General features: G+C 49.2%; 12 protein-coding genes, 2 pseudogenes and 1 riboswitch. Of the genes and pseudogenes, 12 read left to right on the forward strand and 2 right to left on the reverse strand.

Going from position 1 to position 22,545, the window contains the following annotated elements; translation table 11 throughout:
* Positions 1-29: 29 nt before the first annotated feature.
* The 11 genes and pseudogenes from KIK04_RS15400 to KIK04_RS15450 form a co-directional block, all read left to right on the forward strand.
* A pseudogene (locus tag KIK04_RS15400) lies at positions 30-8,132 on the forward strand (amino acid adenylation domain-containing protein); the annotation flags it as partial.
* 278 nt (positions 8,133-8,410) lie between these two features.
* The gene (locus tag KIK04_RS15405) at positions 8,411-9,250 is read left to right on the forward strand and encodes a histidine phosphatase family protein (RefSeq protein WP_232274517.1); all 840 of its coding nucleotides are present in this window, start codon (positions 8,411-8,413) and stop codon (positions 9,248-9,250) included.
* A gap of 326 nt (positions 9,251-9,576) precedes the next feature.
* Positions 9,577-10,842: an ATP-grasp domain-containing protein gene (locus KIK04_RS15410; RefSeq protein WP_232274518.1), complete on the forward strand. Its 1,266-nt coding sequence runs from the start codon at positions 9,577-9,579 to the stop codon at positions 10,840-10,842.
* A 140-nt stretch (positions 10,843-10,982) separates the two neighbouring features.
* Positions 10,983-11,990 carry an ABC transporter substrate-binding protein gene (locus KIK04_RS15415; protein ID WP_232274519.1) on the forward strand — a complete coding sequence of 336 codons (1,008 nt, stop codon included), beginning with the start codon at positions 10,983-10,985 and terminating at the stop codon, positions 11,988-11,990.
* A gap of 87 nt (positions 11,991-12,077) precedes the next feature.
* Positions 12,078-13,117 (forward strand): annotated as a pseudogene (locus tag KIK04_RS15420) (FecCD family ABC transporter permease).
* Between the two features lie 2 nt (positions 13,118-13,119).
* Positions 13,120-13,959 (forward strand): ABC transporter ATP-binding protein, encoded by an 840-nt coding sequence (locus tag KIK04_RS15425; protein WP_232278757.1) that lies wholly within the window; start codon positions 13,120-13,122, stop codon positions 13,957-13,959.
* 238 nt (positions 13,960-14,197) lie between these two features.
* Positions 14,198-15,277, forward strand: a complete 1,080-nt coding sequence (gene cobT, locus KIK04_RS15430; RefSeq protein WP_232278758.1) for a nicotinate-nucleotide--dimethylbenzimidazole phosphoribosyltransferase — start codon at positions 14,198-14,200, stop codon at positions 15,275-15,277.
* 3 nt (positions 15,278-15,280) lie between these two features.
* Complete coding sequence (cobU, locus tag KIK04_RS15435) at positions 15,281-15,985, forward strand: bifunctional adenosylcobinamide kinase/adenosylcobinamide-phosphate guanylyltransferase (protein WP_232274520.1); 705 nt, start codon at positions 15,281-15,283, stop codon at positions 15,983-15,985.
* Positions 15,982-16,899: an adenosylcobinamide-GDP ribazoletransferase gene (gene cobS, locus KIK04_RS15440; protein ID WP_232274521.1), complete on the forward strand. Its 918-nt coding sequence runs from the start codon at positions 15,982-15,984 to the stop codon at positions 16,897-16,899. The genes cobU and cobS overlap by 4 nt, the downstream gene beginning before the upstream one ends.
* 104 nt (positions 16,900-17,003) lie before the next feature.
* Positions 17,004-18,731 carry a cobyric acid synthase gene (locus KIK04_RS15445; protein ID WP_442951176.1) on the forward strand — a complete coding sequence of 576 codons (1,728 nt, stop codon included), beginning with the start codon at positions 17,004-17,006 and terminating at the stop codon, positions 18,729-18,731.
* A gap of 176 nt (positions 18,732-18,907) precedes the next feature.
* The gene (locus tag KIK04_RS15450) at positions 18,908-19,423 is read left to right on the forward strand and encodes a DUF2179 domain-containing protein (protein ID WP_232274523.1); all 516 of its coding nucleotides are present in this window, start codon (positions 18,908-18,910) and stop codon (positions 19,421-19,423) included.
* A 93-nt stretch (positions 19,424-19,516) separates the two neighbouring features.
* Here the strand turns inward: KIK04_RS15450 and KIK04_RS15455 are convergent, their stop codons facing one another.
* Together KIK04_RS15455 and KIK04_RS15460 are read right to left on the reverse strand one after the other, a co-directional pair.
* Positions 19,517-19,738, reverse strand: coding sequence for a type II toxin-antitoxin system HicA family toxin (locus KIK04_RS15455; RefSeq protein WP_232274524.1), 222 nt, complete (start codon positions 19,736-19,738; stop codon positions 19,517-19,519).
* The gene (locus KIK04_RS15460; RefSeq protein ID WP_232274525.1) at positions 19,731-20,156 is read right to left on the reverse strand and encodes a hypothetical protein; all 426 of its coding nucleotides are present in this window, start codon (positions 20,154-20,156) and stop codon (positions 19,731-19,733) included. The genes KIK04_RS15455 and KIK04_RS15460 overlap by 8 nt, the downstream gene beginning before the upstream one ends.
* A gap of 262 nt (positions 20,157-20,418) precedes the next feature.
* Positions 20,419-20,520, forward strand: a riboswitch (purine riboswitch).
* 209 nt (positions 20,521-20,729) lie between these two features.
* On the opposite strand from KIK04_RS15460, the gene KIK04_RS15465 reads away from it, so the two are divergent.
* A complete protein-coding gene (locus KIK04_RS15465; RefSeq protein WP_232274526.1) occupies positions 20,730-22,025 on the forward strand; it encodes an NCS2 family permease in 1,296 nt (431 codons plus the stop codon).
* The last annotated feature ends 520 nt before the right edge of the window (positions 22,026-22,545 follow it).

Here is a 22,545-nt window from a genome sequence, read left to right on the forward strand (position 1 = left end):
TGGCGGGAAGAGCAATCGTGCAAAAGGTTTACCACTTGTCTCCAATGCAGGAGGGAATGTTGTTTCATTCCCTCCTGCACAACGAATCGTCGCCTTATTATGAGGTCATGTCTTTTCGCGTCATAGGCGAGTTGAACGTCGATCTGCTCCAACAGGCTTTTGATCAGTTGATTGCACGGCATGACATCTTTCGGACTAACTTTATGGCTGCCAAATCCAAAAGACCGCAGCAGGTTGTATTGGAAACTCGGAAGCTGCGCCTTCACGTTGAAGATCTCACACACCTTGACGAGACTAGCCGAGCGGCTTGTATCGCCCAATATAAAGCGCAAGATAAAGCGCGAAGTTTTGATTTAGCGAAGCAAATGTTAATGAGGGCTGCTATTTTTAGGCTCGATGCTGAAAAATTTCAGGTCGTGTGGAGCTACCACCATATTTTAATGGATGGCTGGTGTCTCGGGATTGTGTTTCGCGAGCTGTTCGAAATGTATGCGGCTTTACATAAGGGAACAGGCATCCAGTTGGAGCGGCCAACTCCTTATGCGGAATTTATTCAGTGGCTTGAAAAGCAGGACAAGCAAGCTGCGCAGCAATATTGGCAGACGTACTTGGAGGGGTATCATCAAACGGCATCGTTTCCTAAGCGTAGGCAAGAACATGGGGCGCATGAACAGCATGAACAGCATGATCAGCGTGACTATCAGAATTCGGATGGAAGAAATGAAAAAAGTGCAAAAAGTGCAAAGGCATTTTTGCACGCTGAGGCTGCTTTTTGGCTGGATCGAGATTTGACCTCGCAGCTGGTTGAGCTTGCAGTTCAGCAGCAAGTGACCTTAAGTACGGTGTTTCATGCGGTGTGGGCGATATTGTTGCAGCGTTACAATCATTGCCGAGATGTCGTATTTGGGAGCGTTGTTTCAGGGCGCCCTCCTAGTATTGCGGGTATTGAAAAAATGGTCGGTCTCTTCATTAATACGATTCCAGTACGCATAACGAGTGATGAGCTTACATTTGATCAGCTGCTGTTGTCGTGCAAACAGTCCGCTCTAGATTCCGAGGCGCACAGCTATTATCCGCTTTACGATATTCAGGCACATTCGTCATTAAAGCAAGCGCTGTTTGATCATATCGTTGTATTTGAAAATTATCCGCTTAGTGATGAAGCGAGCTCGCTGTTGAGCTCGTATGAGCTAGGATTTGTCGTAGATAAGCTGGATACAGTCGAGCAAACGAACTATTCGTTGACGGTAGCGGTGCTACCCGGCGAAAAACTGGGCATCAAAATGATCTATGATGCTCACCAGTATGAAGCGCACACGATTCAACAAATTGTAGAACATCTTCAGGAAGTGATAAGCAAGGTGGTGAGTAATCCGGTCATCGCTGTTCACGAACTTGAAATCGTAACCGAGCAAGAACGGGCCAAGCTCCTTGTAGAGTGGAATCAGACGCGGAGTGAGTATCCACGCGAGGTCACGGTGACGGAGCTGTTCGAGCAGCAGGTAGCTGCACGGCCGGAGCGTACCGCGCTCGTGTACGAGCAGGAAACGTTGAGCTACGGGGAGCTGGACAAGCGGGTGAGCCAACTGGCGCGGGTGCTTGCGCGTCGTGGCGTGGAGTCGGGAGCCTTAGTGGGGCTGATGGCTGAGCGTTCTGTGGAAATCGTAGTTAGCATGCTCGCGATCTTGAAGTTGGGTGCGGCTTATGTGCCGATTGATCCGGAGTATCCAGTGGAGCGGATTCGGTATATGTTGCAAGATAGCGGGACAAGTCTGCTCGTTACGCAGCGGCATTTAGCGGAAAAGGCGGAGCAGACCGGGTTTGCGGGAGAATTGTTTATGGTTGAGGCGGCTGGGCTAGGTGATGTGGGTGAGGATATTGCTGGTTCAGACGCTGAAGCTGGTACGGCTAATACGGTCAGTGACGCGAGTGTGGGTAGCACCGCCGTAGACGTTAGTACGGCTAACGTTGCAAGTTCAGTCCATTCTGCAAGTCTATTCAATCCCGTCGAAGCGGGGAAGAGCGGGGAGCAGCTGGCGTACGTGATGTACACCTCGGGTACGACGGGAGAGCCAAAAGGGGTGCTGATTACGCATCGCGGCATCGTCAAGTTGGCGAAGGAAGGCGACGTGATTGACGTCACGCCGCAGGACGTCATGCTATCGTTGTCGTCGTTTGCGTTTGACGGCTCGACATTTGATGTGTACAGCGCCCTGCTGAATGGGGCAACACTAGTGATCGCCTCGAAGCCGACGATGCTGGACGTGTCTGGGCTGACTCGTGTGATGGAGGAGCAGGGTGTAACGGTATTTTTGGCCACGACAGCGTTGTTTAACGTATTGGTGGATGCTCGAATCGAGGCGTTGTGCGGGGTGAGGAAGCTCTTTTTTGGCGGGGAAAAGGCTTCGTTAGAGCATGTGAGACGGGCGCTGGAACAGCTGGGCACCGGAAAATTAGTGAATGCGTACGGCCCAACGGAGAATACGGTAATTGCAACGTGTCAGCGGGTAGATAGGATCGCAGAGGATGCAAGTGTGATTCCGATTGGTCGGCCTATTCGCAATACGACTGCCTACGTGTTAAGTCCGTATGGACAATTGCAGCCGATTGGTGTGGCGGGCGAGCTGTGCGTGGGCGGAGAGGGACTTGCACTGGGGTATTGGCAGCGGCCGGAGCTGACGGCCGAGCGGTTTATGGCGCACCCGTTTGAGGTGGGTGAGAAGTTGTACCGCACCGGAGATTTGGTGCGCTGGCTGCCGGACGGCACGCTGGAATATGTGGGCCGCCTTGATAATCAAGTGAAGCTGCGCGGTCAGCGGATCGAGCTAGGGGAAATCGAAGCGGTGCTGAAGCAGCATCCCGATGTGCAGGATGCGGTGGTGCTCGTATGGAACCGAGCGGGTCAGCTGCCCGATCCTTCGTTAGGTCATGCGGAGGATCGCGAGGAAGGTTGTGCAGAGGGATGCGAGGAAGGACGTACAGAGGGTCGCGCAGAAGGCCCTGTGGAAGGTCGTATGAAAGGACGCACGGAAGATCGTGCGGATGGGCGTATGGAAGGTAGCACGGAGGGGTGTGCGGAGAGTCATACGGAAGCCCCTGCGGAAGGTCAGGGAGGGTTGCTTCCTAGCGAGGGCGAATCCGAAGTAGGTGCAGGTAGAAGCGGAGATGCGTATTTATGTGCCTATGTGGTAACGCGTCCTAACGATTCGTCTCAAGGTGAAGTGTTGGCAGTGCTGCGAGCTTTTGCGCGGAGTAAGCTTCCGTCGTATATGGTACCAGCGTTCTTTGTGAATCTTGAACAGCTGCCACTCACCGCGAACGGCAAGGTAGATCGGCGTGCCTTGGCGGAGCCGGATCTAGAGCAAGCCGGAGCGATCATGGGTATTTCCATGTACGCCGTACCAGCTACCGAGCTAGAAGTCGCACTCGCCGAGCTATGGCAGCAGGTGCTTGGAATCGAGCGTGTCGGGGTGTGGGACAACTTTTTTGAACGAGGAGGCCACTCCTTAAAAGCGATGCTGCTTATTGCGCAGTGCGAAAAGGTGCTTGGCGTCGAAGTGCCGCTTCGGCTCCTATTTGAGCGGCCGACGATACGGGAGTTGGCGGAGCAACTGGTGCTTATGCAAACAAAGGAGCACGCCGAAGTGTTGGAACCATTTGATACGCCTGATTCATCTGATCCAGCTGATTCATCAAGGCAGAGGTCTGCGGAGAGAAAGCTCACGGAAATCGAGTCTCTCGCAAAGCAGCCGTACTATTCGGTATCGTCTGCGCAGAAACGGATATTCGTCTTGCAGCAGTTGGATGTATCAACGACCAGCTACAATGTGCCTGGTGTGTATCGGTTGGAAGGGCAGTTGGATACGCATCGATTGCAGCGGGCGCTTCAGAAGCTTGTGGATCGTCACGAGTCATTCCGAACCTCGTATACGATCGTTAATGAGGAGCCTGTGCAGGTCATTCATGATGAAGTGTTGCTAGACATCATGTATACCGAGATCGGGCAATTTGAAGGTCAAGAACGACATCATTCGCAACCAAACCATGCTATACAAACAGACAGACAAACGGACAGACAAATTGAAGATCATATTCAAGCTCATATAGAATCTTTTATTCGCCCGTTCTCGCTTGAACAGGCACCGCTGATGCGGGTAGAAGTGCTCAAGCTTGCTACAAATGAGCATCTGCTCCTGTTGGATATACACCATATCGCAGCAGACGGGCTCTCATTCAGCATTATTTGGCAAGAGCTTGTTCAGTTGTATACGTTCGATCAACTCGACGCATTCTGGCCTGACGAAGCTGGCCCCGATGCAGCTCGGTTCGACTCATCCCAGCCTGATGATGTTCGTCTCGACGCGGCGAACCCCAGCGCTTGCGAAATAGCGCAAGCAGGCGAGCAAATAGATACGTGCAGAGCGGAAATAAGTGTAGTGAACAATGATGAAGCACACAAGGGTGATGCGCACAATGATGAAGCGCACAAGGGTGATGCGACCAACACGACCAACACGACCAACGTGACCAACGTGACCAACGCGACCAACGCGACCAGTATGGCCAAGCGCAAAGCACTGCCCGAGCTGCGCATCCAGTACAAAGAGTATGCTGCATGGCAGCAGCAATGGTTGCAAAGCGAGTCGATGCAGCGGCAGGAAGCATACTGGCTCCATGTCTTCCAAGAAGAAGGTGACATACCAACCTTGGAGCTACCAACCGACTACCCGCGCCCGGCGATACGCAGGTCGGAAGGGGATTCACTCCTGTTCACGCTAACCCGTGAACAGACGCAGGGCTTGCAGCAGCTAGCTCGCGACACAGGCAGCACGCTCTATATGCTGCTCCTGGCCGCCTACAACGTGCTGCTGCACAAATACACGAACCAGACGGATATCGTCGTCGGTTCACCGATAGCGGGGCGCTCGCAAGCAGACCTCGCCGATGTGGTCGGCATGTTCGTGAACACGCTCGCCCTGCGCAGTCGCCCCGAAGGCAGCAAATCGTTCATTGACCTGCTGAACGAAGTTAAGCAGCAGACACTGCAAGCATTTGCGCATCAAGATTATCCTTTTGAGCTGCTCGTCGAAAAGCTTGAGCTGACACGTGATATGAGCCGCAACCCGCTGTTCGACACGATGTTTACGCTGCAAAGCTTTGGCGATGCCAATATGAACATGGGGGATATAACGTGGAGTAACTATCCTGTACAAGCAAGGAGCGTCAAGTTTGATCTCGTGCTGACAATCGTGGCTACAGAGGAGCGGTTGGAATGCAACTTCGAATATAGCACGTCATTGTTTGCCAAAGAGTCGATGGAGCGCTTTGTTCGTCATTTTTCTCAAATTGTACAGGGTATCACGGCCGCTCCGCACAAACTAATCCAAGACATCGCTGTATGTTCACTGTCCGAGCAAAGGCAGCTACTCGTCGATTGGAATAAAACATGGTCTTCGTATCCACGCGAACAAAGCCTGCATGCTTTGTTCGAACAGCAAGTTGTGCGAACACCAAATCAAACAGCAATCATCTTTGAACATGTACAGCTCACATATTCCGAGCTAAATAATCAAGCAAATAAACTTGCCCACGCGCTACGCAGTAAAGGTATTCATTCACGAAATACGGTAGGACTATTGCTGGAGCGCTCGCATCTCGTTGTGGTCAGTATTTTGGCGATATTGAAGACGGGCGGAGCTTATGTACCTATTGATCCTGAATATCCGGCGGAAAGGATGGGCTACATTTTACACGATTGTCAAGCTGACTTGCTCTTAACCGAACAGCATTTGCACGATAAAGCAGCACAATCGGGATATAATGGAGCGGCTCTGTACGTGGATGGTATGGATTGGCAGGAAAAGGCGAGGCCTAACGCTACTCTGTCAGGGGATAGCCGTGATAAAAGTAAACTGATAGAAAGTGATGAGCTGGCGTATATCATTTACACCTCAGGCACGACCGGCAAGCCGAAAGGGACGTTAACGACCCATCGTAACATTTCGCGTGTTGTGATGAATACGAATTATATTCAAGTAACCGAGAAGGATGTCGTGCTGGGGCTTTCCTCGTTTGCGTTTGATGGTTCTACCTTTGACATCTTTGGAGCGCTGCTAAATGGTGCTACTTTAGTTATCGCATCTAAGCAAGATGTGCTTGATATTTCTAAATTAGTCTCCATTATCGAACGACAGCACGTAACGGTGCTTTTTATTACGACAGCTTTGTTTAATCTAATCGTCGATTTGCGACTGAGTAGCCTGCGCGGGCTGCGCAAAATTTTGTTTGGCGGTGAGCGTGTATCCGTCCATCATGTCGAAAAAGCGTATCAAGCACTAGGAGCCGGCAAGCTAATCCATGTGTACGGTCCTACGGAAAGCACGGTGTTTACGACCTATTTTCCGATAGATGACTGGAAGCAATGGTCCACGATTCCGATCGGCAGGCCGTTAAGCAATACGACGGTTTATATATTGGGTAGTCACAATCAGCTACAGCCGCTAGGCGTTGCAGGTGAGCTATGTATCGGTGGGGAGGGGGTGGCGCAAGGATATTTGCATCGACCTGAACTGACGCGCGAAAAATTTACGGCACACCCTTTTCAAAAAGGGAAAACCATTTATCGCACAGGAGATATGGCTCGCTGGCTGCCAAATGGGACTATTGAGTATATCGGCAGAATAGATGATCAAGTCAAAATTCGTGGGCATCGAATTGAGCTGGGTGAGATCGAAACGGTATTGCGTAGCCATCCGGTTATAAGGGATGCGTTTGTGACGGAATGGACTGATCAACAAGGAGATAAGCATATATGTGCTTATGTTGTAAGCAGGAAAGACGGGCTAGATAGGGTAGGCGAGAAAGACAAGAAAGACAAGGAAGACAACGACGGCGAGGGTGGCAAGGGTGACGTGGACAGCATGGGTGATATGAACGATATAGGCGACATGGATAACATGAACGACATGGCACAAATTAAGGCGTATCTTAGTCAGCAGTTGCCTAGCTACATGATTCCTACGTTTTTAATTCCGGTGTCTGTCCTTCCGCTTACACTGAATGGAAAGGTGAACCTAGGTAAGCTCCCGCAACCTAGCGGGGAATGGCTAAGGGAGCTAGGACAAGCATGCTATGCTATGCCTGTTACCGAAAGTGAACTGTATTTGCTTGAACTGTGGCAGGACATTTTAGGAGTTGAGTCGATCCGTACCGATGATAACTTTTTCGTTATTGGCGGAAATTCACTCAAGGCCTTGGCACTTGCTGCAAAAATAAGTGATCAATTCAAGATAGAGCTGCCGACGACGGCCCTATTTGAACATAGCACGATTAAGTCTTTGGCGACGTATTTGGATCACGCTGGTGGTCATTCTGGTGAAGTACAGTCTGTTTTCAAATTGAATCAGCAGGCGGAAAGAGCTGTTTTTTGTTTCCCACCTGTTATCGGAAATGGCTTTATTTTTTACGAGCTAGCACAAGGTTTGCACGCACATACTTTGTACGGCTTCGAGTTTCTTGCAAATGATCTTCGGCTTGAGCAATATCTCGCTCACATCCTAAACATTCAACCTGACGGGCCATATGTACTGCTTGGGTATTCGGCAGGTGGTAATCTTGCTTTTGAAGTTGCGCAGAAGCTGGAAGAGCTAGGGCATGAGGTATCGGATATCATTATAATGGATGCCGCTGCGAAGTCAGATGCTTTGGCGCTAACCGACGCGGAACGCGCGGCGAAGTTGGAGGAGATGTTCCAATATTTTTTCGAACATGAACTGTACAAGGATTATCTTACCCATGAGCGGGTGCGGCGCAGCGTAATGAGGTCTACCAGCAGCTACTTATCTTATTGGAGCTCATTGCAGCATAGTGGTCAGGTGAATGCGAACATTCATATGGTACGTCATCAAGTGCAGGACTGTAACGAGCAGGAGATGGATGTTCATAAGGCAGAGTGGGCTTCCTTCACAACGGCTCAGTATTGCGAATACGCTGGATTTGGCAAGCATGATGAAATGTTGTTTGGCGGTTACGTGGGGCGTAATCGTGAGTTGATCAAAGAAATTTTGGAGCGTATTGAATCGCGGAGTGCGCTTGTTACGGTTTCGGATGAACATCTTATTAAAATAGAGTAAGGGATAAAGCCGGTAACGCCGATTGCAGCGATGCATAGGGTTATCGGCTTTTTAGAGTGCGATTTGATAGCGTTACATTTGACGAAATGAACAAAAAGTATGGATACTATTAGTAGGGTGAATTCAATGTTCGGATAGTGTTAAATGCTAGACGTAAAAGGGGTATCTAATCTAGTAGGATGAATGTTGTTACTTTGAGGGTGCTTATGTTTTTTGTGTTGTAAGTCGACATAGCTGAATGGAGAGGGATTGTTGTTATGGGTAGAGGAAGTAGTAGGGTGAAGTGGAAAAATAATGTGCGACACCGTATCCGTAAACGTGGGACAGGTATGGGGTGGTGTTGCCTAGGTGAGCGTCGTTCGTTGCGAGTAAATCGCATCAGTAAAATGCCAAAGATCGTCCGCATCGTACTCATGCGGCACGGTACGACGCAAATGAATATAGAGCGGCGTTATGTGAGCCGCACAAATGCCCCGCTGCTGCCAGATTCGCAGGCTGAGTTGCGCCCCCTGCGCGGCGCCTTGGCAAGCGGGCGACCGCTCGCTTATACGAGCGACCTGCAGCGCTGCCGCGATACGCTGGCGTACGTATGTCCTTATAGCGCTTCGCGGGCTACCGTGGATGTCCGCTTGCGCGAATTGGACTTCGGCCAATGGGAAGGCCGGACGTACAATGACTTGCAAGCGGAGCCACGCTACCGCGCGTGGCTGGACGACCGCACCGCCGTCGCACCGCCGGACGGCGAGTCATGGAGCGCCTTCAGCGCACGTACCGCTGCTGTATGGGCAGCGGTGCTAGAGGCGGCGCATCCAGAGGGGCGCGCAGTAAGGCGCACAACGCAGCACACAGCACGCTCCAACTCGAATCGTAGTCGCCGGCCTTCTGTCCGCAGTTGTTTGCATAAGAATTCTCGCAACAGCCGCGCGACGCAGTTCAAGCCAACAGCGGATGTACTGATCGTCACACATGGTGGAGTTGTCCGCGAGTTGTATACGATCGCTTTTCCACATACATCGTATTGGGACGTACCTGCACCCACTGGCGGCGGTATTCTAATCGTCGCACAAATGGGCAGAAATAAAGCATGGCGCTTCCTGCGCAGCGTTTCACTTACATAGCCTAAACTAGCCTATACCTTGTAGTATTCCATAAACAGGGATTTCCCATAAATGGTTTGCATATGTCGAGCGCATTTTTTAGCTCCTTAGCGGATTGTGAGTCCGCCAAGATGTTCGTAAGCTTCAAAAAATAGGCGCGATGGCGGATTCACAGTCTGTATTGGACAAGTAGCAGATGAGAGGTTACGTAAAGAGGCGTGTCTTGCCGTCATTTTCAATGATAGTTGATGCACATCCTGCTATTCTGCTTAGGGATCGATCTATTTTTCTTTCCTGATTGATTGCTGATAGCCATACAATAATCGACTACGAATGGAGCGAGTGCAATGCGTAAACGACATATTCTTATTTTGGGCGATGTGCATAGTGTAAGTGCTTATATGGATTTTTTCGAAAATGAGTATTCTATCATTACGTCAGAGTACGAGTATCGGTCGATGGCCGCTGCCATCAAGTATGCGGTGAACGTTGCCTATAAATTGGCGACACCGGATGTTTTTGATGCATCATGTTTTGAACATAGAATGGATGAGGTTCTGGCCTACGCCGCGCAAATCGTAGAGCAGTTCGGGCCGCTTGATTGCGTAGTCGCCACACATGAGCATACAGTGCTACCTGCGGCGATCATTCGCACTCATTTTCAAATTCAAGGACTACAAGCTAATGAAGCTTACGCACTTCGAGATAAAAATAAAATGAAGCAAAAAATAAGTGAATACGGCCTGCCTATCCCTAAGTTTGCCCACGTTGAACAACACCATTATCCACAGCAAATTGATGATTTTTTAAACCAATTCGATACGATTGTCATTAAACCTGCAAATCAAGGGGGCAGTCAGGGTGTCCTCGTCACGAGCAATAAAGATAAAGTACAGCTGCATATTGAACAGCTACTTCAACAGACGAACAACATCTCATTGGAGCAATACATCAATCTACCAACGATGCACATTGACGGGGTCATGTGTAAGGGCGACATTCATTTTCTCTCCGTTTCTTCCTATGTGGGCAGCTGCTACAATTTTGTACATCATCGAACGAATATCGGTAGTGTCATTCATAACGATAAACAGCTCTATGACAGAGCGAAGCAGTATGCTGAACAATGTTTGGCTGCATTTCAGATTGAGTCGTTAGTGTTCCATTTGGAGCTGTTTGAGCAAGATTTGGACAACTTTATTTTCCTTGAAATGGCCGGCCGTTACGTTGGTGCGGGTATGACGAAGTTAATTGACAATGTGTTTGGCTTTGATCTCGTGAAAGCAAGCTACGATTTGGATTGTCTGCATCCGATCGATCGAAATTACAGCGAGACGATGTTAGCCACGATTAAACCGTCGGGCGTATTGCTTATACCGTCTCCTATAAAGAAATCTATTCGAGTCAAAGGAATAAGCGGATTAGGCGAATTACCACACAATGTTGCAGCTTCTGAGTTTGCTGGTCCTGGTTCGACAATACTTTTTTCCAACATTGAATCCTTCAAAACACTTGCCCGGATTACGATTACAGACGATACGATAGCTTCTATTAAGAGCACGATGGCACAGCTGAACGACCGCGTACAATTTGTGTACGAAGAAGTACAATGACCGTGCTGATGTTGGATTGCCATTTATAATCGTGTATAATTAGCTACAGTTAAAGCGATTGCAAGAAAACGCATACAAAACCCTGATCCGCAAGATCGGGGTTTTATTACGATTTACGATTAAAGGAGAGAAATGACATCATGAACATGAGCTGGAGCAAAATAGGAACGACTGCTTTGGTACTTCTTATGGCGGTCAGTTTAGCAGCTTGCGGGCAGCCTAAAACGGTTGACAATAAAGCAGCAGAACAGCAGGGCCAAGGTACTGGTGCTGGAACGACCGCTGGCAATCAGGAGCAAGCTAAGGATCAACAACTAAAGACTACATATCCGTTAAAGATTAAAGATTCAACGGGCAAAGAATTTACATTTGAAAAAGCGCCTGAACGCATCATTTCGGTCGCTCCATCTGATACAGAAGCGTTGTTCGCGATTGGTCTTGGTGACAAAATCGTAGGCGTATCCGATCATGACGATTATCCAGCTGAAGCGGCAGCTAAGCCTAAAATGGGCGGGTTGGAGCCTAATGTGGAGGCGATTGTTGCTGCGAAGGCGGACATCATTTTTGCAGGGGCATTAGGGGATGCAACGATTCAAAAATATCGCGACCTTGGTTTGAACATGATCAAGCTGGAAGCGAAAACATATGACGGCATTATGAAAAATATCGAAACGTACGGCCTCATCACCGATCACCAGCAGCAGGCGAAAGCGGTCGTGGACAAGATGAGCAAGACACGTGCCGACATTCAAGCAGCCGTTACTGGAGTGAAAGAGAAGAAGAAAGTGTTTATTGAGTTCTCCCCAGGATGGACAGTCGGTAAAGGGGAGTATATGCATGATATGATTGAGCTGGCAGGCGGCATGAATGTGGCGGCGAGCGAAGAGGGCTGGATTGAAATGAGCGAGGAAAAAATCGTGAAATCGAATCCAGATGTCATCTTGTATGGTGAAGGTGTAGAGGACTTTAAGACGAAGCAAAAATTAAAAGATATTATACAAGGTCGCAGCGGTTGGAGCGGCATCAATGCGATGAAAAACAATCAGGTGATTGGCTTGGCCGATGATATGATTAGCCGTCCAGGACCACGCGCAGCTGAAGCGCTGCACGCGATAGCGAAGGCCATTTATCCTGAGCTCGTAAAATAGGGCCTATAACTGAGCTTATGGTGAGTTTGAGCTGGTGAAGTGATCTATGATTGTCCAGTTGAAGAAGACTCAATATAGGAGAAACGTATGAAAAAAATAACATTTTACGGAGGAGCAGCGGTCACGCTTCTCCTTTTGTCCGTTATTGGATGTTTAGCGATTGGAACGGTTCAGATGCCGTTTGCTGAAACAGCACGGATTTTGTTGCACCAAATTCCAGGGGTGCAAGCGTTGATTCCCGTCACTTGGGATGACATTTCGGCGCAAATTATGGTCGATATTCGATTGCCACGCGTTGTGTTGGCCATGCTAGTGGGAGCAGCGCTAGGTATTGCAGGAACCGCGTTTCAAGGTGTGCTGCGCAACCCGTTAGCTGATCCTTTTACACTTGGTGTATCTTCCGGCGCGTCTGTAGGAGCGGCATTTATTATTTATTTTGGATACCAGTATGCTTTATTTGGCGAATGGACGGTGCCTGCGGTTGCCTTTTTGACGGGCAGCATCACGCTATATGTCGTCATGCTCCTTGCTTATGATGAAGGCAAGCTGCCTGTTACGATGCTTATTTTATCTGGAGTCGTCATCAATGCGTTTCTTGGCGCGGTCGTTTCCTTTTTGTGGCGATGACCAAGGAACCTGTGAATGAAGTGTTGTTCTGGTTAATGGGGAGCCTGTCCTTACGAGGGTGGACCTACGTGGCCATGCTTGCGCCTTATTTGATCGTGGCGCTTGTCGTATTGTTGTCGTATGCGCGACAACTTAATTTGCTGGCGCTAGGTGAGCGGCAAGCGATGCATGCAGGTATGCATGTGGAGCGGACGAAGTGGATCGTCCTGTTGGCAGCGACACTCGTTACGGCAGCAGCTGTGTCTGTGGCTGGTGTTATTGGCTTTGTTGGGCTTGTTGTACCGCATATGCTGCGGTTTATTGTTGGTTCAGACTATCGGATTCTGATGCCGTTATCCGCTGTGGGCGGTGCCATTTATGTGATGTGGGCGGATACGCTTGCCCGCTGGGTACTCGCGCCAATCGAAATTCCGCTGGGGGTAGTGACTGCGTTTATAGGCGCACCGTTCTTTGTATTTTTGCTAGTGAAGCATAAACGTGAGAAACGGAGGCTGACGTAGTGATGAGTGAGTGGAGCGAGCAGAGTAAGCAGAGTGAGCAGTATACACAAAAAGCGGGAGAACAGGTGCTTCGTGCAGAGCGGCTTGTTGGACGCTACGGTCAGCGGATCGTTCTGCATCATGTTTCATTAGCCATTGCTAAAGGGGAATGGGTCGGCATTATTGGGCCGAACGGTAGCGGAAAATCAACGCTGCTAGCGTTGCTCTCTGGCGCGGAAGTGCCCGCTGCTGGTAGCGTCAGCTTATTCGGCAAGCCTATTCCGTCCTATAAGCGGAAGGAGCTTGCACGCAGCATGGCAGTGCTTCAACAGGAAGCGCTTCCAGCTGTCGGTTATACGGTGCGTGATGTGGTTGAAATGGGCAGGTTTCCTTACCAGAAGTGGTTCGGTACAGAGAGTGAGGATAGCGGTCCATTTATCGATCTCATTATGGAGCAGCTACAGCTGACGGCAATCGAGGAGCGACCGCTTGATCAACTTAGTGGGGGGCAGCGGCAGCGCGTGGCCTTGGGCAAACTGATGGCCCAGTCACCCGATATTGTGCTGTTGGACGAGCCGACGACGTATTTAGATATTCATCATCAGGTACAATTTTTGGACATTGTGCGGGAATGGCAGCGTACTGCCAGTTTGACTGTAGTATCTGTTCTGCACGATTTAAACTTAGCTTCTTTGTATTGCGATCGGTTAGTGGTGATGAATGAGGGGCAGATCGTAGCAGAAGGGAAGCCAGAGGAAGTCATTACAGAGCAACTGCTGGCCGACATTTTTGCAACACGAACCTCTATTGTACAACACCCAGAGTACGGGCGACCGCAAGTGCTTGTGTGCACGAATGAGTAGATGGCGGTGGAATAAAGTACACGGAATCTGAATTTCAAAATAAGAAACACAGAGCACAAAAGATAGAGCACAGAACACAGAACACATACACGGAAGATGGAACACAGAAATGGAACAAGGATGGGCAAACGGAACGGAATACGTGTTGAAAAAAGAATGCAAGAATAAATGATATAGGATTCGATTCGGATTGGTAGTAGGCTAATGGAGCTAATGCGCAGGGGAGATGGAAATGAAAATGGCTAAAGAGTTATACGATTACATCCAAAATATTATTTCGTTGGACGAACAAGCGATGCAAGCGGCGAGAGACCACCAGCTTCAACTGACGAAACCACCTGAAAGCTTGGGAGTTCTTGAAGAGATTGCTGTTCAAGTAGCTGGAATCACGTCGGAACTGACAACGGATGTATCGAAAAAAGCAGTCGTCGTGATGGCTGGCGACCATGGTGTGTGTGCGGAAGGGGTAAGTGCATTTCCTGCCGAGGTTACGGCACAAATGGTAACTAATTTTGTGCGAGGCGGAGCGGCTGTGAATGTGCTGGCTCGTTCCGTTGGCGCAGAAGTCGTATGCGTTGATGTCGGTGTGAATGCGGATTTTGAAGCACCTGTAATGGCTGGTGAACCTACTCATTTTGTCTCACGCAAGGTGCGCAAAGGGACGTCAAATATGGCCCATGGTCCAGCGATGACGCGGGCTGAAGCGGTGGCTGCGATTCAAGCGGGTATAGACACGGTAGAGGAGCTAGTGAGCAAAGGCTATCGGATGTTTGCAACTGGGGATATGGGTATCGGCAACACGACAGCGAGTTCAGCGCTGCTGTGCGCATACACAGGCCTTGCACCAGAGGATGCGGTAGGTCGCGGAACCGGGATTGGCGACGCCCAGTGGGAGCATAAGTGCACGGTCGTGCGTCGCGCTCTGGAACTTAATCTGGCGCAGACGGATGATGCGCTGGACGTGTTGGCCAAAGTCGGCGGCTTGGAAATCGCCGGACTTGTCGGTGTGATTATTGCCGCGGCTCGTCACCGTGCTCCGGTCGTAATTGACGGCTTTATTTCAACAGCAGCGGCGTTGGCAGCAGTGCGCCTTGCACCTGCGGTAAAGCCTTATATTATCGCTTCTCATCTATCCGAGGAGCGTGGTCATCACGCACTGCTCGCTGCGCTGAACGTTAAACCAGCGCTGCACATGAATATGCGCTTAGGCGAAGGAACGGGTGCAGTACTTATGTTCCAGTTGATCGATGCCGCGATACGCATCATGGACGAAATGGCGACATTTGCCGAAGCGGGAGTGTCGAACAAGGAGGACTAAGCGATGGCAGAGGCGGCAGAGAAAGCAGTGAAAGCGGAGAAAGCAGGACGGATTATTCTTGTCACGGGTGGGGCGCGCAGCGGTAAGAGTACGTTCGCAGAGAGATTCATGATGAAGCACGAGCCGGCTGGGGCTTTGTACGCTGCGACCGCACAGGCGTTTGACGAGGAGATGGCGGCGCGTATTCAACAACATCGCGTTGATCGTGCAGCAACTAACTATCCATGGAGCACGGTCGATTGCCCGCTTTCCTTACCAAAGTGGCTGCATACGTGTACGGCCCCAGCGGTGTTGGTAGACTGCCTAACGTTGTGGTTGTCTAACGAATTACTGACGCTGGAACAGCAGGACGAAGTACAGCAAGACGTGGAGCAGCATGACATGAAACAGCCTGACATTAAATCACATGCTGTGGAGTCGCACGATACAAACGTGCCAGCATCCTCGTCAACACGAACATCTTCTGTGGAAGATGTCTTAAATGAGCGTATCGATGCTTTAGCGGCAGCGGCACGAGCTTTTTCCGGCACCTTGGTGCTTGTGACGAATGAGGTCGGCAGTGGCGTTGTGCCTGCGTACAAGCTGGGACGCCTGTTCCGCGATGCAGCCGGACGGATGAATCAGCGTCTGGCAGCTGTCGCGGATGAAGTGTACCTTGTAACCGCAGGGATTCCGATTGAGTTAAAAAGCAGGATGGTCGAGCTATGAGTAGTGAACCATCGATTGCTGCGGGCTTGAAGGGCTGGCTACAGGCGCTTGCAGCGGCTGTACAGTTTTTGACACGTATTCCTGTGCCGTGGGCTGTACCATTTACGAATGAGGTGCTAAAGCGCAGCACTACATTTTTTCCGTGGGCTGGATTGCTTATCGGATTCCTGGTGTGGGGGACGGGCTGGGGGCTTGCGCTCGTACTCCCAGCATGGCCTGCGGCAGCGTTGACCTTATTTGTAGCAATTGCGCTGACAGGCGGGCTTCATCTCGACGGATTAATGGATACGGCAGATGGCATTTTTAGTCACCGTTCACGCGAAAGAATGCTTGAAATTATGAAGGACAGCCGTGTAGGTGCGATGGGCGTGATCGCCTGTGTCGCTGTACTCATCTTGAAGTGGTCGTTAGTGGCGACCATGATGGAGGCAGGCCAGTGGCAATGGGGCTTGGCAGCTGTCTTGCCGTTTATTTGGAGCCGTTATGCCATGGTGTGGGCAATGGCTAGAGAGCCGTATGCACGCCCTAATGAGGGGCTTGGCGGCTATTTTAAAGGACTTGGCACCGTTCACCTGTGCGGTGCAGGTCTAATGTCCGTTGCTGCGAGTGCCTTAGTCATATGGCTGTGGCTACAACTAGCGCAACCGTTGCACTTCACACAACTGAAGCAACTGACACAATTAACAGAGCGATTCACTCTAGCTACAACGCACGGGCAAATATCGCCCGTATTAGCTTCACTCGTCCTAATCGCTACGCTTGCTGTTGCGGTTAGCTTGCTTGCGTGGGTATGTTCACGCGCACTTTCTCGCAAACTGGGCGGTTTGACGGGCGATACGTATGGAGCCATTAACGAACTGATAGAAACAGCCGTGCTGATCCTCATCACGCTGATTTTTGTAGGGAAAGGGTGAGCGGGATGAGTGAAACAACAGAAGCTACAGAAGGTACAGGAGCAACAGGGAAAATAGGAACAACAGGGACAACAAGGACAACTGGCAAAGTGGGCAGAACAATCATGCTCCAAGGTACGGCATCGGATGTCGGAAAAAGTGTGGTCACGACGGCGCTGTGCCGTATTTTTAAGCAGGATGGCTATGCTGTTGCACCATTTAAGTCGCAAAATATGGCGCTGAATTCGTATGTAACGCTGGACGGCAAAGAAATTGGCCGAGCCCAAGGCGTACAGGCAGAAGCTTGCGGCATTGCAGCGACGACAGATATGAATCCGGTGCTCATTAAACCGATGCACGGGATGCAGGCGCAAATCGTCGTGCATGGCAAGCCGTATATGAACTTGAGCGCTGGCGACTATCGGTCGCGCTTCTTGCCAGAGGCAAAGCGCACGGTCGTTGATGCGCTAAATCGCCTGCGCGAGCAATATGACATTGTCGTGATGGAAGGGGCAGGCAGCCCAGCGGAAATTAATTTAAAGCAAAATGATATTGTTAATATGAATATGGCTGCATGGGCAGATGCGCCCGTTATTTTAGTGGCAGACATTGATCGCGGCGGTGTATTTGCATTTATTGTTGGTACACTGGAACTGCTGGAGCCACATGAGCGGGAGCGGGTGCGCGGCTTTATTATTAATAAATTTCGCGGCGACATTAGTCTGTTGCAATCCGGCTTGGACTGGCTGGAAGAGCGCACAGGCATCCCTGTGTTAGGCGTGCTTCCTTACGCTGAAGATCTGGACATCGAGGCAGAAGATTCGGTGGCGTTGGAGCAATGGAAAGGGAAGGGGAATGTGCAGCCTGAAAATGACCTCGACATTGTCGTGCTCGCATTGCCACACATTTCGAATTTTACAGATATGGACCCGCTCCTAGCAGAGCCAGACGTGCGGGTTCGTTATGTCCGAAGCCCTGACCAATTCGGCAACCCTGATGCTGTCATTATTCCCGGAACCAAAAGTACGATGGACGATTTGCAATGGCTGCGCGATACAAAGCTGGCGGACTGCGTGAACAAGTATGTTCAGCCGTGGATTCAATCTCAATCTCAATCTCAGTCTCAGCCTGAGTCTCAATCTCAGTCTCAGCCTGAGTCTCAAGCTCAGTCCCAGCGGCCATCCGAACCCCCAGCCCAGCCCCCAGCACGACATAACGGCTGGGTGATAGGCATTTGCGGCGGCTATCAAATGCTTGGTCAGAGTTTGCATGACCCTCACGGTGTGGAGGGGGCAGCGGGTAAAGCGATGGAGGGGCTTGCGCTCCTGCCACAAACAACAGTTTTTGCGGCAGAGAAGCGTACGGAGCGGGTTGCGGGCTGCATCCAAGCGGCCGCTGCTTTGCCTGCCTCGCTGCATGGTTTGCCTATGGAAGGATATGAAATCCATATGGGCCGCACTGAATTCACGTCTGCGGGGATACCTGTAACGGAAGCGAACACGAACACAGCTTCCATTTTCAACGAACAGGCTAACGAACATGCTTCCGAACAGCAGACACCATTCCGATTTGAACCGCTCATGACATTAACGGGCAACGATGAAGGCAGCGTATCAGATGGCTGCGTGCATGCTCAGGGGCATATTGTTGGCACGTATATGCACGGTTTATTTCATAATGATGCTTTCCGGCGTACGTGGCTCAATGAATTGCGTGCGGCCAAGGGATTATTGCCGTTGAGCGATCGGATTAACGTAAGCGAGCGGCAGGAGCAAGCTTTTGACCGTTTGGCAGACATTGCTCGCCAGCATATGGATATGGAAAAACTGTACCATATTTTACATGGCCAATAGTGTTTGTCAGATCGTATTTGCTTTTTGTTACATTGTTCCACAGGGTTGCTTTATGAGCAAAGATCGTTCACCATTAGCAAGGTTCAACTCTCAATTATGTTCTCTGTTTCAGGAGTAAATGTTGGGGGTAATGACCACAATACAACTGGGAAAAGGCAGTCAGGAGAGATTGGATCATGCTAACGATTCTTATAGCTATATTTGTTATACAAATTGTGTACGTTTCCTTCTTTACGCTTCGTATGATTATGACGCTAAAAGGGCAACGATATATAGCCGCAGGGCTTAGTTCGATAGAAATTATTATTTACGTGCTTGGGTTAAATATGGTATTGCAATACTTGGATGAACCGATCAGCTTGATCGTGTATGCGGTCGGCTACGGCATCGGTGTTCTTGTCGGCACGTGGATTGAGGACAAAATTGCACTCGGCTACGTTACGCTTAAAGTGATTATTAATGATCCTGAAAGTTCGCTGCCGAATCATCTGCGCGACTTAGGGTATGGTGTAACGACTTGGTTAGGTAGCGGGCGTGATGGTCATCGTCTGATGTTGGAAGTGCTTGCGCGTCGTAAAAATTGCAACAAGCTGTACACGTCCATTTTGGAACGTGATCCGAAAGCATTTATCGTTACTTCAGAGCCTACGCGATTGCACGGTGGTTTCTGGGCGAAGGCGACACGTAAATAGAGGAAGACCGGCAAGAGGGGCTGCATTCGCAGTCCTTTTTTATATGTGTTGAATCGATTTTGCACACAAAAAAAGTGCCCTTTAAATGGCACATTAGAGTTTAGAGTTAAAATATTGTTTAGTAACGTTTAGCTGCTGCTTTAAAATTTTAGCAAATAGTCCGGGGGAAATTTCGCCTGTGCTCTTGGATACCCGTGTACGAAGAATCGTTCCATCTTCAAGTTGCTTGATATAAATATCATCTCGGCTGCCGTGTCTTAGCAGCTTATAACCGTCTCGTTCTAGAAATCTACGCAAGTCCTTCCAACTAGCCACGTAACAATTGGACAACTCCTTTCCGGTCATCTTGCAGCAATACACGCAGGATGTATGGGAAATGTTCACGACGATTAGGAGAGTGATAATACATGTTGAAATTGTCGTAGTACTCTTTAGCATAATCGTACAATTGATCAGCTAAGTCTTTTATGAGTTCGTCTAAACTAATTCCTTCTCCGACGATGTCAGGAATTTGTACAATTGAACCATTGAAATGTTCATTTTCTATGCTGTATTCTATCGTGATGTCGTGGCTTGCAAGGAGATCGAGAGTATGTTGGATAGACAGGGCTGCAATTAAATCGCGATTGCGTTTAATGACCTGAGGCTTATCATGGACGACATTGTCAATGAATGACCCGAAGTTTGCTCGAACTTCAGTGGAGTTTAAAATACTCATATGTTCAATCACCATCCTTTACCTCCTTTCATTATATCGAACGAACACGTAAGTGTACATCATGTACACAGTGTGCAGAATGTACTTTTTTAAGTTAATATGCGAGGTCGTTCTAAATGAGAACATCATTTTAATCCTTCAGTTGTATTTCCAGCCATAAGTGTTCCCATCTAAATAAGCATATATACGGTAATCCGATAGAATCGTGTATGATTCAAGTAAATGTGTGTTACATCATAAGTCTTGACGCTTACAGTCGTTGCTGTTAAAGTAAGGGACATACATTTTAATAGCCCCTTGTATAAGTTCGTGAATATGGCGCGGACGTTTCTACAAAGCTACCGTAAAAGGCTTGGCTACAAGGAGATACCGGCAACAGTTACCGTTTCATGTTTCGAATTTTCGAAAGTCACCATTCTTATAAATGGGTGCAACGTGTTAGGTGTGTTACGTTATATCTCTTTTCGTACTCAAGCTTTGGCCTCTTTTCTACACAGAAAAGAATTGCCAAAGTTTTTTTCATTTTATGGCATAGCGCTATTGGCTTGGGGCATGATCGTATGAAGAGCAATCATCAGGAGGCGCATCATGAAATCATTTTTTGAATTTGAACAAAGGGGAACGACGTACCGCAAAGAAATAATGGCGGGATTAACGACGTTTTTGGCCATGGCGTACATTTTGGTCGTGAATCCGCTTATTTTGAGTGATGCGGGCATGGATCGTGGTGCGGTCTTTACGGCAACGGCTGTCACAGCTATTTTTGGTTCCTTGCTCATGGGTGTGCTGTCCAACTACCCGATCGGTGTGGCATCCAGTATGGGGCTTAATTCCTTCTTTACGTATTCGGTCGTGATTGGCATGGGAATTCCGTGGCAAACGGCGTTAACAGGCGTGCTCGTGTCGAGCGTGCTGTTTCTTATTTTAAGTGTCATTAAGATTCGTGAAAAAATTATTAATACGATCCCAGAAGATTTGAAATATGCGATTGCGAGCGGTATCGGTTTTTTTGTTGCCTTTATGGGTTTGAAAAATGCGGGCATTATCGTGAGCAGCGAAGCGACATTTGTTACACTTGGCAACTTGCGGTCAGCGCCGACGTTACTTGCTTTGTTCGGCTTTATCGTGATGGTCGTGCTGCTCGTGCGCAATGTGCACGGCGCTATTTTTTACGGTATGGTCATTGCCACTGTCGTGGGCATGGCCTTCGGTATTATTGAGCTGCCGCAACAAATTGTCGGCACAATTCCAAGCTTAGCGCCGACGTTTGGCGTGGCGTTCGATCAATTGTCAGCTACGTTTACACCCGAGCTGCTGGCTGTTATCTTTACATTCCTGTTCGTCGGTTTCTTTGATACCGCAGGAACACTCATTGCGATTGCGAGCCAAGCAGGAATTATTAAAGATAACAAAATTCCAAAAGCAGGCCAAGCCCTTGCCGCAGATGCTGCGGCGTCGCTATTCGGTGCGGTTGTCGGTACGACGACGACAGCGTCCACGATTGAATCGTCCGCAGGCATTGCAGCTGGCGGTCGGACAGGCTTTACTTCCGTAATCGTGGCAGGTTTGTTCACGTTAGCACTGTTTTTCTCGCCGGTATTGTCGGTCGTGACGACAGAAGTAACGGCTCCGGCCTTGATACTGGTCGGTGCGATGATGGCGTCGCAGGCACGCTTTATTAAGTGGGAGAAGATTGAGGTCGTTATCCCAGCATTTATTACGATTGTAGCGATGCCGTTTACGTTTGGCGTAGCGACAGGTATCGCGCTCGGCTTTATTTTGTACACCGTTATTAAAGTGGCTAAAGGTGAGTACCGTGAGGTGCACCCAATTATGTATGTGCTAACGGTGATGTTCTTGGCGTATATCGGTTACGTGGCATAACGTTAAAAGAAGTTATTGAAGGAGCTATTCATGATACAAATAGCTCCTTCAGTTTGTCGAGAAACCTCTGTTTGTTAAGACGAAGGTTTCTCTTCATTGAGATAACGGCAAGCAGCTTCGCACTTATCGGTTGGTAGTCAGCTGATTCACTGTGCCTTCTTTCCTAACGGTCGCCACAGTTGTTATTTCAGCGAATATGAACCCATTCAACATGTAACGGTTATGAGGGAGCTTATTACGCTGAAAACAGCTGGATGTTGAATGAAATTGGAGCAATAAGCTCACCTATAACCGTTAGAAATCAAAACGAGGTAAATCTGGCGATATAGCCACTGTGGCAACCGTTAAGAACTAACTTTGCTTGCTCGACAGCCTGAAGGAGCTATTCATGATATGAATAGCTCCTTTTTTGTGTAAATGTGTACATTTACAAACAGTTATTACCCTCCGACTCTCTTTTCGAGGATAGCAAGTTGTCTGTATCTTGACTTACAAAGTAGCTATCGTAAAATGTTATTAG

Origin of the sequence: Paenibacillus sp. 481, assembly GCF_021223605.1 — a bacterium.
Classification (GTDB): domain Bacteria; phylum Bacillota; class Bacilli; order Paenibacillales; family Paenibacillaceae; genus Paenibacillus_B.